Raw genomic sequence first — 14,212 nt, 5'->3', positions numbered from 1 at the left:
GGCGTTGAACCGGGCGCACTGGGACGAGCGGGTGCCACTTCACCTGAACGGTGCGTTCTACGACGTGGCGGGGTTCAGACGGCGTCCCGACGTGCTTCGGGCCTTCGAGGTGGCCGAGGTCGGCGAGGTGTCCGGGAAGCGGCTGGTGCACCTGCAGTGTCATATCGGGTTGGACTCCCTGTCGTGGGCGGGGAGGGGGGCCGCCGTGGTCGGCCTGGACTTCTCCGCGCCCGCGATCGAGGCGGCGCGGGCGCTCGCCGTCGAGATCGGGGTGGATGCCCGGTTCGTCGTGGCCGACGTGTACGACGCGGTCGAGGCGCTGGACGGCGAGACCTTCGACGTCGTCTACACGGGCAACGGGGCCCTGCCCTGGCTGGCGGATCTGCACCGGTGGGCCCGGGTCGTGGCACGCCTGCTCGCGCCCGGTGGGTTCCTCTACCTGGCCGAATCCCATCCGTTCGCCCACACCCTGGACGAGGCCACCGGCACCACGGTGGCCTACGACTACTTCGCCGAGGGGCCATTCGTCTCGACCGACACCGGCAGCTACGCCGACCGCCTCGCCGCCACGACGCAGAACACCACCGTGCAGTACGAGCACCGGCTCGGCAGCGTGGTCTCGGCGATCGCCGCCGCCGGTCTGCGGATCGAGTTCCTGCACGAACACGACAGAGCCCTGTTCGCGCAGTTCGAGTCCCTCGTCCGCGGCCCGGACGGCTTCCGCCCGCCCGAGGGTCGTCACCGTCTGCCGCTCATGTACTCGCTGCGAGCCACCAAGCCCGGCCACCCGGACGCATGATGCGGTTCCGCCCGGAGCCGGAGCCCGGGCGTGGCGCGGTTCCGCGGAACCGCGGCACCGCGGAACACCATGATCATCGGGGTTGAGGGCGCGCCGCAGGGGTCAGACGACGTCGCGTTTTTCGGGGAAGTGGCAGGCGACCTGGTGGCCGGGGGCGCGTGCGAGCAGGGGTGGGGTCTCGGTGCGGCAGATCTCCTGGGCCTTCCAGCAGCGCGGGTGGAAGCGGCAGGCCGCCGGCGGGTTCAGCGGGCTGGGCACCTCGTCGCGCAGGCGGATGCGTTCGCGGCGGCGGTGGCTGGTGGGGTCGGGGATCGGCACCGCGGACAGCAGCGCGTGCGTGTAGGGGTGCAGCGCGCCGGAGAACAGGTCGGTGCGCTCGGCGAGTTCGATGATCTGCCCGAGGTACATGACGGCGACGCGGTCGCTGATGTGGCGCACCATCGACAGGTCGTGGGCGATGAACAGGTAGGTCAGGCCGAACTCGGCGCGCAGGCCGTCGAGCAGGTTGATGATCTGCGCGCGGATCGACACGTCGAGGGCGGACACCGGCTCGTCGGCGATGATGAGCTTGGGGCGGGTGGCCAGCGCCCGGGCGATGCCGATGCGCTGGCGTTGCCCGCCGGAGAACTCGTTCGGGTAGCGGTTGTAGTGCTCCGGGTTGAGGCCGACGAGTTCGAGCAGTTCCCGGACCCGGGCGCGGATGCCGCCGCGGGGGACCTGCTTCTGGATGCGCAGGGGCGCGGCGACGATCGCACCGATGGTGTGGCGGGGGTTCAGCGACGAGTACGGATCCTGGAAGATCATCTGGATGTCGCGGCGCAACGGGCGCAGCGCGCGCGTGGACAGGTGGCTGATGTCCCGCCCCTCGAAGACGACCGTTCCGGACGTCGGTTCGAGCAGCCGGGAGATGAGCCGACCGGTCGTCGACTTGCCGCTGCCGGACTCGCCGACCAGGCCGAGCGTCGTGCCGCGGTCGATGGCGAAGCCCACCCCGTCGACGGCGCGGACCGCGCCCGCGCCGCGGCGCACCAGCGTGCCGCGGCGCACCGGGAACAGCTTGGTCAGGTCGGTGACGCGCACCAGCTCGTCGCCCCCGCCGGTCGAACGGCTCCGCGGTGCGCTGGCCTCGGCGGTCGCCGCCGGTCCAGCGCCGGATGCCGGTGCGTGGGCGGGCTGGGCTGGCTGGGCGGGCTGGGCTGGCACCGCGCCCTCACCGGCCGGCGGGGACGGCGAGTCCTTCGTCAGGTGGTCGTTCATAGCGTGGGAAGCACCTCCTCGCGCAGCAGGCGCCGGCGTTCCGCGACCGGCAGGTGGCAGGCGACCCGGTGGCCGGGGGAGGTCTCGGCCAGGGGCGGGCGCGTCGTGCTCGTCGCGGGCCCGGCGAGCTCGCGGTAGGTACAGCGGGGATGGAACGGGCAGCCCGGCGGCACGTTGATCAGGCTCGGCGGGCTGCCCGGGATGGTGCGCAGCGTGGTCTCGAGCTGGCGGTCGAGCCTGGTGATCGACTGCAGCAGGCCCCAGGTGTAGGGGTGTTCGGCGTGGGCGAAGACCTCCTCGACTCCGCCGTACTCCATCGCCTGCCCGGCGTACATCACCAGGATGTCGTGGCTGATCTCCGCCACGACCCCGAGCTCGTGGGTGATGATGATGATCGCCGAGTTGAACTCCTTCTGGAGCTCGCGCATGAGGTCGAGGATCTGCGCCTGGACGGTGACGTCGAGGGCGGTCGTCGGCTCGTCGGCGATGAGCAGCTCCGGGTTGCAGGACACCGCCATGGCGATCATGGCCCGCTGTCGCATGCCGCCGGAGAACTGGTGCGGGTAGTCGTCGAGGCGCCGGGCGGGTTCGGGGATGCCGACGAGGTCGAGCAGCTCGGTGGCGCGCCGGCGGGCCGCCGCCTTGCTCACCCGGTTGTGCACCCGGTAGGCCTCGACGATCTGGTCGCCGACGGTGAACTGCGGGTGCATCGACGACAGTGGATCCTGGAAGATCATTGCCATCCGCCGGCCGCGCAGCCCGCGGACCCGTTCGGCCGGCGCGGTGACGAGATCCTCGCCGTCGAGGCGGATCTCCCCGGCGATGCTGACCCGCCGGCCGCGCCGGTGCAGGCCCATGATCGCCAGGCTGGTGACGCTCTTGCCGGAGCCNGACTCGCCGACGATGCCGAGCGTGCGGCCGCGTTCGACGGAGAAGCTCAGCCTGTCCACGGCGTGCACGACGCCGTCGTCCGTGCGGAAGCTGACCGTGAGGTCGCGCACCTCCAGAAACGGCGTGCCGCTCGGCGCCGGCGCCGGCGCCGTGGCGGGGGTCGGGGCTTCGGTGGTGGACGTGGTGTCGGTCATGACGGCCGCACTCTCGGGTCGATGAACGCGTAGGTGACGTCGACCAGGACGTTGGCCAGGATGATGAAGAACGCCGCGAACAGCGTCACCCCCATCGTCACCGGCAGGTCCTGGGTGTTCACCGCGTCGATGGAGATGGCGCCGAGACCGCGGAAGCCGAACGTGTGCTCGGTGAGGATCGCGCCGCCGAACAGCACCCCCAGATCCAGGCCGAAGATGGTGACGATCGGCGTCAGCGCGGGGCGCAGCGCGTGTTTGCCGATCACCGTGCGTTCCCGCAGGCCCTTCGCGCGCGCCGTCCGGACGTAGTCCTCACCCAGAGTCTCGATCATGCTGGCCCGGGTCAGCCGCTGGTAGTTGGCGGTGTAAAGCAGCGACAGCACGAGCCACGCCGGGATCAGGTTCCACGCCCACAACGCCGGATTGTGGGTGAAGTCCACGTAGTGGACGTTGTCGATGATGTGCCATTTGTAGCTGACGAGCAGCAACAGCAGCAGCCCGGTGAAATACACCGGCAGCGACACGCCGGCCAGCGACACCGCGGCGGCGATCCGGTCGAACAGGCCGCCGCGGCGCACCGCCGAGATCACGCCGGTGCTCACGCCGACGACGAGGAACAGCACGGCCGCGCCGATCGACAGCGACGCCGTCACCGGCAGCGCGTCGACGATCTCCGACCACACCGGCTGGTCGTTGCGGAAGGAATAACCCAGGCACGGCGCCGGGCACCAGCTTCGATCCGAGCCGGAGTCGAAGTGGCGGCCGACGAAGACGCCCCGCAGGAAATCCCAGTACTGGTCGACGTACGACCGGTCGAGGCCGAGTTTCCTCGTCACCCCGGCGATGGTGGCGGGGTCCGGGCTGCGCCCGGCGAACAGCACCGCCGGATTGTTGCCCAGCGCCTTCGGAACGACGAAGAACAGGACGAAGGCGAGCACGCTGACCAGCCACAGGATGACGATGCCGCCGATCAGCCGGCCCAGGATGAACCTGGCCACGTCACCTCCCTCGGACAGTGGGTCGGGACCGGGCCCGCGCCGGCGGACACTCGCGGCGGAACGCCGCCGGCGCGGACCCGGTCATTCACTTGACGACGCCGAACTGGGCGAAGTCCGCCATGCCGTACGCGGAGGTGAAGTAGATGTTCGTCGTGCGGTCGCTGAACAGGTTCAGCGCCTTGTCGTAGACCAGCGGAATGTAGGCGGCGGACTTCACGACCGCCTTGTCGGTGGCCGTCCAGATCTGCTGGGCCTTGGCCTCGTCGGTGGTGGCGATGCCGTCGTCGAGGCCGGAGTTGACCGCCGGGTCGTTGAGCTCGGCGTAGTTGCTGTTCCCGGCGGGGAGGATCTTGCGGCCGTCGACGATGGAGCTCAGCATCGCGTACGGCGTCGGCCAGTCCGGGCCCCAGGCGGCCATCGCCAGCCCGATGCCGTTCTTGTGGACGTTCGCCGGGATGCCGATCGTCGAGGAGAAGTACTGCGACGGGGCGCTCTTGTTGATCGTCACCTTCACGCCGATCTTCGCCAGCGACGCCTGGACCGCCTCGGCCTGCGCGACCTCCTTGCCGTTGCTGCGGCTGGCCAGCGTGGTGGAGAAGCCGTTCGGCTGGCCGCAGGCGGTGAGCTCCTGCTTGGCCTTGGCGACGTCGCCCTTGCTGCCCGCGGTCGGGAACAGGTCGAAGGACTTGTAGTACTTCAGCGGCGGGGTGAGCATCGTCGTGGCGACCGCGCCGCCGCCGACCGGGCCACCGCGGGCGAGCTGCTGGGCGGTCTTGTCGAGGGCGTAGGCGACGGCGTTGCGGCAGTGGACGTTGTCGAACGGCTTGACCTGCGTCATCACGGACAGGTAGCGGATGAAGCCGGTGACGTCGTTGGTGGTCCGGTCCTTGCGCAGCGACGGATCGCCGAGGATCTTGTTCTGCGCGCTGATCTGCACGCCGGTCTGGCCGACGTAGAAGTCGGCGCTGTTGGCCAGCAGCCGGTTGTCGACGTCGTCGAGGTCGAGGCCCATCGTGACCTCGATGCGGTCCGGCAGCGCCTTGTTCACCGTGTCCGTCTTCGGGTCCCAGTGCGGGTTGCGGACGAAGGTAATGATCTTGTTCGGGGTGTACTTCTCGATCTGGTACGGGCCGGAGGAGACCGGCTTGAAGGTGTAGTTCGCGCCCGTGTCCTTGGCCTTCGGCACCGGGGTGACGCCCGGCAGCGCCATGACGAAGTTCCAGTCCGCGAACGGCTTGTTCAGGTGGAAGGTGATCGTCTTGTCGTCCGGGGTCTCGACCGACTTCAGACCCAGCTTGTTCGGGTCGGTGTCCTTGTAGGGGCCCGGGTAGGGGGCGCTGGGGTCGTCGAGGTAGTCGATGAGGTAGGTCGGGCCGCCGTTGATGACGTCGGTGGCGAAGACCCGCTCGACGGCGTACTTGATGTCCTTCGACGTGATCGGCGTGCCGTCGGCGAACGTGATCCCGTCCTTGAGCGTGTACGTCCAGGTCTTCAGGTCCGACGAGGTCGGCACCGCGGTCGCCAGGTCACCGGTGAGCTTCGGCGTGCCCGGCTGCGGGGAGTAGGTGACGAGCTGGCGGGAGATCCAGCGCTGCTGGTCCCAGCAGTTCGCGTAGTACGTGCGGGCGGGGTCCCAGTAGTCGCAGTCGGAGTCGTTCAGGGCGCGCAGCGTCCCGCCGGACTTGTCGGACGGGTGCAGCAGCGCGTCGCTGGCCCCCGCCGACGAGGTGCCGTTCGACGAGCTGCTCCCCGAGGAGGTGCCATTGGATCCGCCGCTCGAACCGCCGCCCCCGCTGCTGCCGCCGCACGCGGCCAGCACCAGCCCGGCGGCGGCGGCGAGCGCCCCCATCCGGATGAGATTTGCACGCCGTTTCATGAATCTCCCTCACACGTGTGCCGGTCCCGCCGTGTCGCGGGCGGGTCGGCCCGGATGTCCCGCGGGATGACCGGCGCGGGAAGCCGGCAGGCAGCGGCGCGCCGGGCGCCGCGGGTGGAGCGCGATCACCGGCCGCCGCGCGGGTCGAAGGCGTCGCGCAGGCCGTCGCCGAGCAGGTTGAACGCGAGCACGGTGGCGAAGATCGCCAGTCCCGGAGCCAGCATGAAAATCGGCTCGATGCTGTACCAGCCGTGCGAGGCGACGGCCAGCGAATCACCCCAGGAGGCGGTCGGTGGTCGGACCCCGACCCCGAGATACGACAGCGCCGCCTCGTTGAGAATGTTCGTGGGAATGAGCAGCGTCGCGTACACGAGTACCGGCGCGGCGACGTTCGGCAGCAGCTCCCGGAACATCACCGTGAACGTCCCCGCGCCGAGCGAGCGAGACGCCTCGATGAACTCCCTTTCCCGCAGCGACAGCACCTGCCCGCGGACGATGCGCCCGATGTACGGCCAGGCGAATATCCCGATGACGAAGACCAGTNCCCCGATCCGCAGCCCCGAACCCGACAGACCGAACGCCTTGTTCGGAATCACCGCCACGATCGCGATCGCGAACAGCACCGACGGCACGGACAGCAGCAGGTCCATGAGCCGCGCGATGATCGTGTCCCACAGCCCGCCGAGATACCCGGCGAGCATCCCGAGAACCGTGCCGATGATCACTGCCGTCGCGGTCGCCAGGAGCGCGACCAGCAACGATACCCGCGCGCCGTAGACGGTCCGGCTGAAGATGTCCCGGCCGTTGACCGGCTCCACCCCGAGCAGATAATGCCAGCTCATCCCGCCGAAACGCCCCCGCGGCGCGGCGGTGTTCGGATCAAGAAGGTCGTAGTGCGGCTCGTTCGGCGGATGTCCCAGCAGCGAGACGATGACCGGCGCGAATATGGCGATCAGCGCAAGGAGGATCAGGAAGACTCCGCTGATCATTGCCGGTTTGTCGCGCCGCAGCCGGATCCAGCCGGATCGCCATAGCGATCGACCCTCCGGCTGAACGACGGCCGGGGCGGCAACGGATTCGACCATCATCTCGCCCGGCGGAGCCGTCATCGTCCTACCACCACCCATCCTGGCCGCGAATTCGTCTTCCCGATGCGGTCGCGGGAACGCTAGCCAGCCGCAGTGGTGATGAATAGCCGTGGACGGTAGTTGACCCGGAAACTTTTCGTCTTCGCTACATGACGCGCGCCGCCGACATCATCAGATTTTCTTCGGACATACATCGAAGACATCGCTGTAACACCGACACGTCGATCACCTGTGTGGACCCGGTGCCACAACCACCCGTATCGGTCACAACGGGTCAGACCGGACGCCCTCTGGGGCGCTGCAGATCTTGCCGGGGCCGGCGACAGGTCCGGGGCCGGCGACAGGCGCCGGGGTCAGCGACAGGTGCCGGGGTCAGCGGGAGATGCGGACGTGCCGCCTACTGCGGTGGCCCGCGGCGACCGTGGCCGATGGCCGGATACCGGTCAGGGCGCCCGCATCGGCCTTGCCCGCATCGGCCTTGCCCGCATCGGCCTTGCCCGCATCGGCCCGAGAGTCGGCGTCGTGACTCTCGGCCAGGGTGGGGGTGCCCTGGCCCTCGACCAGGCCGTCGGGGACGTGGCGGGCCGGGCGGGGGCCGATGGGCAGCGGGTGATCCGGGCGCAGGCTCGCGACGATTCGCCAGACGCCCCGGTAGCCGTGGGTCACGTGGAGGTGGTAGTCGAGGTCGCCGGTGCTGAGAAAGCGCTCGGCGCAGGCGAGGTCGGAGCGCGGGCAGGGGTAGACGGTCACGGGGACCTCCCACGGGCGGATCGCGGTCGGCGGCGTGGATCGCGGTCGCTGCCGCGGATCACGCCTTGGGCGATCACCGTGGGGCCACCTCGGTCGGGGACGCGGCGACGCAATGCTGCTGGTCGGCTACGACAATGTTTCACGGTACGGTCCGCGGTCGGCATGCGCATCCCGGGCGGGGCAGACTGGAGGCATGCCTAGCGCGCCGTCTTCGTCCCCCGACCCGACCGGTGGCATCCGGCTGCCGGTGACCGCACCGGACGCCGAGGGTGAGGTGGTCGAGCTCTGTCGGGACCTGCTCCGCTTCGAGTCGGTCAACCGCGGCAACGGCGACGGCCACGAGCGCCCGATCGCCGAGTACGTCGCCGCGAAGCTCGCCGAGGTGGGGATCGAGCCGACCATCCTGGAGTCGGAGCCGGGCCGCACCAGCGTCGTGGCCCGCATCGAGGGCACCGACCCGTCCCGCGCGCCGCTGCTCATCCACGGCCATCTCGACGTGGTGCCCGCCGACGCCAGCCAGTGGCGGGTGCCGCCGTTCTCCGGTGAGGAGGTCGACGGCTGCCTGTGGGGGCGCGGCGCCGTCGACATGAAGGACATGGACGCGATGACCCTCGCGGTTGTGCGCGATCTCGCCCGCTCCGGCCGCAAGCCGCCGCGCGACCTCGTCGTCGCCTTCCTCGCGGACGAGGAGGCCGGCGGTGTGCTCGGCGCCCGCTGGCTCGTCGAGCACCATCCCGACCTGTTCGCCGACTGCTCCGAGGCCATCGGCGAGGTCGGCGGCTTCTCCTACACCGTCTCCGACGACCTGCGGCTCTACCTCATCGAGACGGCCGAGAAGGGCCTGGCCTGGATGAAGCTGACCGCGTCCGGCCGGGCCGGGCACGGGTCGATGATCAGCGACGACAACGCGGTCACCGCGCTGTGCGAGGCGGTGGCGCGCCTGGGGCGCCACGAGTTCCCGCTCGTGCTCACCCCGACGGTGCGGGTGTTCCTCAACGAGCTGGGGGAGGCGCTCGGCGTCGAGTTCGACCTCGACGACCTGCAGACCACGGTCAGCAAGCTCGGCCCCGTCGCCCGGATGATCGGCGCGACGCTGCGCAACACCGTCAACCCGACCCAGTTGCAGGCCGGCGAGAAGGTCAACGTCATCCCCGGCGAGGCCACCGCCTACGTCGACGGCCGCTACCTGCCGGGCCAGGAGGAGGAGTTCATCCGCCAGCTCGACGAGATCCTCGGACCGGACATCCGCCGCGAGTGGGTCGTCCACGACGGGGCCGTCGAGACCGGTTTCGACGGGGCGCTGGTGGAGGCGATGGGCGCCTCGCTGCGCGCGGAGGACCCGATCGCCCGGCCGGTGCCCTACATGCTCTCCGGCGGGACGGACGCCAAGTCCTTCTCCCGGCTGGGGATCCGTTGCTTTGGCTTCTCCCCCCTGCTTCTGCCCGCGGACCTGGACTTCTCCGGGATGTTCCACGGCGTGGACGAGCGGGTGCCGGTCGAGTCCCTGCGCTTCGGCGTCCGGGTCCTGGACCGTTTCCTGCGCGCCTGCTGACCTCGCCGGGTCGCCGCGGTGCGGGGTCTGCTGTTCGTGGAGGCCCAGGACCGTGGTTTCGCCGTGCGTGAGGCAACGGAGTCGGGTGCGGTCGGGTGTGCCGAGCGGCTTTTGTCCTCGGGCGTGCGACTGAGAGTGCGATCCCCATGCCTGTTCCCGTCGACTCGCGCACTTCGGCGCTTCCGGCGCACGCGAATCGGTGGACGGGTGGCGACTGGCAGGAGCGGCGAGACCGGAGGCCGAACGGTGAATGACGCCGCGCCGCAGTACTGAAATCTGTACTTCGGTACTGTGGATATGCCTCGGTGTGGGGACGTCGTGCTGACGGCACCATGTTCCGGCGATTCCGCGGCGACTTCGAGGGTCCTTCCGATGGTTACCTTGTCATCGCGATCATCGTCCTGCGACGACGGAGTCGCGCCGCGACCTCTTCGGCGTCGGCGCTGTCCGTGGCGGGATTCGTCGGTTCATGCCTTTCCGCGGCGATGATGATGGCTGCGCCGGCCAGGCGTTCCCCCGGGGGTCCCGTCAGGCCGGAGGGGGACACGGGTCGGGCGGCGGGTCCGGCGATCGTGCACGCGTAGCCGGCGTGGGCGCCGAGCAGCGGATGGTGCACGGCGGCGCGCTTCCGGTCGTGCCGGTTCGGGGCGACGACGCCGGTGGGCGGAACGGGCTGGCGGTCGCGTCGGCTCACGGCATCCGCCGGCCGCGCAGCACGCTGTCGACGAGCAGGAAGAACGCGCCACCCCACAGGTGGGTCGTCAGGGCGTCGGCGCTCGCCAGGCCCGTGACGAGTAGGACCGCTGCGGCGGTGAGGCCGACGACCACCCGCAGCACGGCGGCGGCCGCCCAGAGCGGTGGCGGTTCCGGGTCGCTCGAGGCGGGCTCGATCGGTTCGTGGAGATCCTCCCTGCCCTCCGGGAAGTCCCCGTTCCCGGGAGATACGTGTTCCCTCGGGGGCGGGGGTTCGTCGTTCCCCGGAGGTTCGTCGTTCCCTGGGGGTTGGCCGTTCCCCGAGGGTTCGTCGTTTCCCGAGGGTTGGTCGTTGCCTGGAGGGTCGACACCGGCTGTGTTGGCCTCGAGAGGGTCCACGTCGTGGGCACAGTGTGCCAGGACGACGACCACGACGACAGGCAGAAGCTGTTGGCGTGGGGTGGGCTGGACCATCGAAGTCTCTCCTTTGATCGATCTTGCTGTGGGTGGCCGTTCCATTGCGGTGGAGTGGCGTTGAGTGCCTGGCTGAGCGGCGTCGAGGTGCTGCCGTCGGGCTGCGGCGACGGACGTCCCCCACCCGAGTGCGCGGACAATGCGGCCGACACGGCACCACAGCGACGATGGAGTAGCTCAATCTAGCTACACCGGTGGCACTATGTGACTAGTACCAGGCGGTGTCAACATCCACTCGCGGGGGAGGGAGGGGGCCACGGTGACGTCGGTCCGGGTGCGCTCGGGTCGAGCGGCGCGAGATCGGCGCCCGACGCCGCGCGGTGCCCCCGGTCCCCGTGTGCGGGGACCGATCGTCGGCCGTGAGAAAACACCGGCGCCTTTGCAGGTGCATCACCCTTTACTTCTCCTTCCGGGGGCGGACAGTCGGACCGTACGTGGGATTCCGGCTGGATGTCCACCAGTAAGACCACCCGGGAGAATGCGTGGCAAGATGACGCAACAACGGCTTTGGGGTGGGGCCGTTCGCGATGCGCGTGTGGACCGGGTGCGACAGGCATGTCGCATCCGGAGCCGGCGTGCTACCAGCCCTGTCGTCGCGATGCGACTGGGTTTCCGCATTCCGTCGTCACTCGAAAGAAGGACCGATGCCCGGGGCTCCACAGCGGTCCCCTCGGCAGCTCGCCGACCCTGACCTGGCCGCACTCATCGAATACCGACACGATCTTCACCGGCGTCATCCGGTGCCCGCCGACCAGATCGCCCGCTGGATCCTGCCGGACGATCCCTGGAAGAACCAGCGGAGTCTGTCGAGGAAGATTCTCCGTCTGTTCCAGGATGGAATAGGAAAATCGTCTGCCCAATGGATCTATTTTCAGGGGCAGATCCAACTCGGGGTCCCGCCCGAGGAGCGCGACGCCGCGCTCGACGAGTGCGGCCGCCTCTACCGCAAGGCGTTTCCGCAGGCCACCGACTGTCCGTACCCGGCGGCCGACCCCGTCGCCGCGGGTTTCGACCCGCTTCGAATCGTCATCCGCACCCAGGACAGGCTGTTGGAGAACGCCCTGCACGAGCTCAGGCAGATGCAGGCGTTACTCGAGGAGACGCGGTGGGAGGCGCGGACGCGTGAGGCCGGCCTGAGCGCCGCGATCGACTCCCGCGACCACATCCTCGAGGTCGGGTCCAGGGAGTGCGACCGGGCGCATCGCGAGGCCGCCGCGGCCCGCGACGCGCTACGTGCCGCCACCGAACGGGCCGCGGGGCTCGAGGAAGAGGCGCGGGCCCTCACCGCGCAGAAGCAGGAGCTCGCCGCACAGGTGGCAGAGCTCGCCGTGCAGATGACGGAGCTCGCCGACCAGGTGCAACGGTTGCGACAGCAGGTTGCGACTCCCGCCGACCGTCCAGGACACCCCGCCGCGACCACCTGCGCGGTGACTGTCGCATCAGCGCCCGAGCCCCCGGCGGCGCCCGAGCCCGAGCCCCCAGCGGCGTCAGCATTCGCGGCGGTGCCCGCATCGCTCGCGGCGGTGCCCGCATCACGGCCGGCCTTCGACGCGCCGTTACCCGCCGGCGGGTGGCTTCCGCGCGGGCTGCCGCTCGCGGACTGGAAGGCCCGCCACATCCTGGTCTGCTGGATCCTGGCGCTGCATCTGCCGCTGATCGCCGGCTACGCCTGCTACCAGGGCGCGTCTGTCGGCCACGCCCTGGTCGCGGCGCTGCCGCCGCTGCTGCTGCTCGCCGCCGCGGGGCTGCCGGGGGGACCGCGAATCCGCACGCTGGCCGCGGGCGCCGGACTGCTGTGCTCCTCGACGATCCTGATGTTCCTCGCCGGCGGCGCCTGCCAGCTCGTCCTGCACTTCGTCGTCGTCACCGCCCTGCTCGCCCTGTACGAGGACTGGACGACCCATCTGCTCGGCCTGCCCGTCGTGTTCATCGCCGACCCCGTCGTGCGACACACCGTCGCAGGCGGCCGTGATCCGTTCGGACCCGTGTGGATCGTCGGCGGGTTCGTCGTCGCGCTCACCGGCGTCCAGCTCGTCCTGCGCCGTCACGGCGAACAATCCCGCCAACGGGCCGCCCATTACCGCGGCCAGCTCTACGAAGGGCAGGAAAGCCTCATGGCCCGTATCGAGGAGACCGACCGGCTCCGTAGCGAACTCGTCACGACCGTCAGCCACGAGTTCCGCGCACCGCTGGCCGGCATCCGCGCCACCCTGGCAACCCTGCGCAGCGAGCGCGACCGTCTGTCCGACGCCCGGATCGACGAGCTGCTCGACGACGCCGCCGGGTCCTCACGACGCCTGCATCGCCTGCTGGAGAACATGCTCACCGCGGCGACCGCCACCGCCGTCGTCGACGACGACGTCCGCACCGACCTGCCGTCGGTGCTCGCCGAAGTCGTCGAGACGCTGCGGGCCGCCGTCCCCGCCCGCGCGAGCAGCGTCATCATCGACGCCGCGGGCCGCCTGCCCGTTCGGATGGCCCACGGCGCGCTGCACCAGCTCGTCACGAACCTCCTCGACAACGCCGCCACGTACGCCCAGCCTGGCGCCCCGATTCGGCTGACCGCCGGGCAGGTCGGCGACGAAGCCGTCCTACGCGTGCGCAACCCCGGACCCGACCTCGACCCCGACACCATCCGCGGCCTGTTCGAACCGTTCGGCCGTCACCCCGGCGCCGAGGGCCGCCCCGAGGACGGCGCCCAACTCGGCCTGTATGTCGTGCGCCGGCTCGTCGAGGTCCACGGCGGCCGGCTACGGATGACCGCCCAGGACGGCGAGATCGTCGTCGAGGTCAACCTCGCCACCGCCTCCACCGCGGGCACCGCCTCCACCGCGAGCACCGCCACCACCGCGAGCACCGCCTCCACCGCGAGCACCGTCGGCACCGTCGCGCCAGCACCGCCCGTCCCCCGGTCGCACCCCACTCCACCGGCCGCCGTGCCCGCCCAAGCCCGTGCTCACGCCCGCGCCCGTTGACGCAGACTCGGGCCCGGCCCATCGCGGCGGCTGGGAGGCGCACGTGCCGCCGAGGCGGCCCATGGGTCAAGGATGACAGGTGGCCCGGGTCACTCCTGCGCCCCCGGCGGGCGCGGTTTCCTGGACAGACACGTCCCGTGCCGCTCGTCCGTGAAGTGTCACCCGTCGTGTAAGTGTTGCCGTCGCTGCGTGACATCATGGCGGATGTGACCGACGACGCAGTGTCCGCCGCTGGCCTCGGGCCGTCCGCCGAGGTCCCGGCGGACGGCCCGTCGGTCACCTTCGCCTATCTGGTGCAGGTCAGTCTGGACGGCAGCCGGTGGGTGGCTGATCGGACGGAGCCGTCCGGCGGCTTCGAGCACAGCCCGGGTACCGCGGCGCAGGTCGCCTGCCAGGTGCTGCGCCGCCGTTTCGTCCAGTTGCGGGCCGACGAGGACGCCCGGTGGCGCGACGTGTGGTTCCGCGCCGACGTCTGGTCCCTCGACCGGCCCACCGGCTCGGCGCAGGCTGGCCAGCCGGGTTCGCCGGGGGTCCCGCTGACCGGCTGGGCGCTGTCGGGGCGGCATCTGCAAAGCCGTGGGATTGCCCCGGACGCCGTGGAGGTGCGCACGCCCGCCCAGGTTCGCCGCGAGGTCGGCCGCTGATCGGAGTCGGGCCGCGGCGGT

The 14,212-nt window shown here is 70.5% G+C and carries 11 protein-coding genes and 3 pseudogenes; 4 read left to right on the top strand and 10 right to left on the bottom strand.

Features of this window, described 5'->3' with window-relative positions; genetic code table 11:
* Positions 1 to 31: 31 nt before the first annotated feature.
* Positions 32 to 799, top strand: a complete 768-nt coding sequence (locus UK82_RS18740) for a bifunctional 2-polyprenyl-6-hydroxyphenol methylase/3-demethylubiquinol 3-O-methyltransferase UbiG (protein WP_236706116.1) — start codon at positions 32 to 34, stop codon at positions 797 to 799.
* Positions 800 to 901: 102 nt separating this feature from the next.
* On the opposite strand, the gene UK82_RS18735 is transcribed toward UK82_RS18740, so the two are convergent.
* From UK82_RS18735 to UK82_RS38625, 8 genes and pseudogenes are all read right to left on the bottom strand, one after another.
* Positions 902 to 2,056 (bottom strand): ABC transporter ATP-binding protein, encoded by a 1,155-nt coding sequence (locus UK82_RS18735; protein ID WP_063897521.1) that lies wholly within the window; start codon positions 2,054 to 2,056, stop codon positions 902 to 904.
* Positions 2,053 to 2,946: pseudogene (locus UK82_RS18730) on the bottom strand (ABC transporter ATP-binding protein); the annotation flags it as partial. The gene UK82_RS18735 and the pseudogene UK82_RS18730, both read right to left, overlap by 4 nt.
* Position 2,947: 1 nt before the next feature.
* A pseudogene (locus tag UK82_RS42870) lies at positions 2,948 to 3,141 on the bottom strand (ABC transporter ATP-binding protein); the annotation flags it as partial.
* A complete protein-coding gene (locus UK82_RS18725) occupies positions 3,138 to 4,139 on the bottom strand; it encodes an ABC transporter permease (RefSeq protein WP_044885188.1) in 1,002 nt (333 codons plus the stop codon). The pseudogene UK82_RS42870 and the gene UK82_RS18725, both read right to left, overlap by 4 nt.
* Positions 4,140 to 4,224: 85 nt before the next feature.
* On the bottom strand, positions 4,225 to 6,015 hold the full coding sequence (locus UK82_RS18720) for an ABC transporter substrate-binding protein (RefSeq protein ID WP_055408413.1): 1,791 nt from the start codon (positions 6,013 to 6,015) through the stop codon (positions 4,225 to 4,227).
* Between the two features lie 125 nt (positions 6,016 to 6,140).
* Positions 6,141 to 6,558 (bottom strand): annotated as a pseudogene (locus tag UK82_RS38635) (ABC transporter permease); the annotation flags it as partial.
* 1 nt (position 6,559) lies between these two features.
* The coding region (locus UK82_RS38630) for an ABC transporter permease (protein WP_396230593.1) at positions 6,560 to 7,100 on the bottom strand (541 nt) is incomplete at its 3' end.
* A gap of 375 nt (positions 7,101 to 7,475) precedes the next feature.
* Positions 7,476 to 7,853: a hypothetical protein gene (locus UK82_RS38625; RefSeq protein WP_236706115.1), complete on the bottom strand. Its 378-nt coding sequence runs from the start codon at positions 7,851 to 7,853 to the stop codon at positions 7,476 to 7,478.
* A gap of 193 nt (positions 7,854 to 8,046) precedes the next feature.
* Here UK82_RS38625 and UK82_RS18705 point away from each other — a divergent pair, with 193 nt between their 5' ends.
* A complete protein-coding gene (locus UK82_RS18705; protein WP_044885191.1) occupies positions 8,047 to 9,405 on the top strand; it encodes a M20/M25/M40 family metallo-hydrolase in 1,359 nt (452 codons plus the stop codon).
* Positions 9,406 to 9,781: 376 nt separating this feature from the next.
* On the opposite strand, the gene UK82_RS18700 is transcribed toward UK82_RS18705, so the two are convergent.
* Complete coding sequence (locus UK82_RS18700) at positions 9,782 to 10,099, bottom strand: hypothetical protein (protein ID WP_055408409.1); 318 nt, start codon at positions 10,097 to 10,099, stop codon at positions 9,782 to 9,784.
* The gene (locus UK82_RS33700) at positions 10,096 to 10,242 is read right to left on the bottom strand and encodes a hypothetical protein (protein ID WP_157866931.1); all 147 of its coding nucleotides are present in this window, start codon (positions 10,240 to 10,242) and stop codon (positions 10,096 to 10,098) included. Before UK82_RS33700 ends, UK82_RS18700 begins: the two co-directional genes overlap by 4 nt.
* A gap of 974 nt (positions 10,243 to 11,216) precedes the next feature.
* On the opposite strand from UK82_RS33700, the gene UK82_RS18690 reads away from it, so the two are divergent.
* Positions 11,217 to 13,547: an ATP-binding protein gene (locus UK82_RS18690; protein ID WP_161849135.1), complete on the top strand. Its 2,331-nt coding sequence runs from the start codon at positions 11,217 to 11,219 to the stop codon at positions 13,545 to 13,547.
* A 197-nt stretch (positions 13,548 to 13,744) separates the two neighbouring features.
* A complete protein-coding gene (locus UK82_RS18685) occupies positions 13,745 to 14,191 on the top strand; it encodes a hypothetical protein (RefSeq protein ID WP_044885243.1) in 447 nt (148 codons plus the stop codon).
* Positions 14,192 to 14,212: the final 21 nt, after the last annotated feature.

The sequence above is a fragment of the Frankia sp. ACN1ag genome, assembly GCF_001414035.1.
Classification (GTDB): domain Bacteria; phylum Actinomycetota; class Actinomycetes; order Frankiales; family Frankiaceae; genus Frankia; species Frankia torreyi.
The sequence above is the reverse complement of the archived record's forward strand: the minus strand, read 5'-3'. Positions and strand labels throughout refer to the sequence as shown.

Coding starts and splice junctions, on each gene's coding strand:
- UK82_RS18690 (WP_161849135.1), top strand. CDS start 11,217: ATGCCCGGGGCTCCACAGCGGTCCCCTCGGCAGCTCGCCGACCCTGAC.
- UK82_RS18720 (WP_055408413.1), bottom strand. CDS start 6,015: ATGAAACGGCGTGCAAATCTCATCCGGATGGGGGCGCTCGCCGCCGCC.
- UK82_RS18685 (WP_044885243.1), top strand. CDS start 13,745: ATGGCGGATGTGACCGACGACGCAGTGTCCGCCGCTGGCCTCGGGCCG.
- UK82_RS18705 (WP_044885191.1), top strand. CDS start 8,047: ATGCCTAGCGCGCCGTCTTCGTCCCCCGACCCGACCGGTGGCATCCGG.
- UK82_RS18735 (WP_063897521.1), bottom strand. CDS start 2,056: ATGAACGACCACCTGACGAAGGACTCGCCGTCCCCGCCGGCCGGTGAG.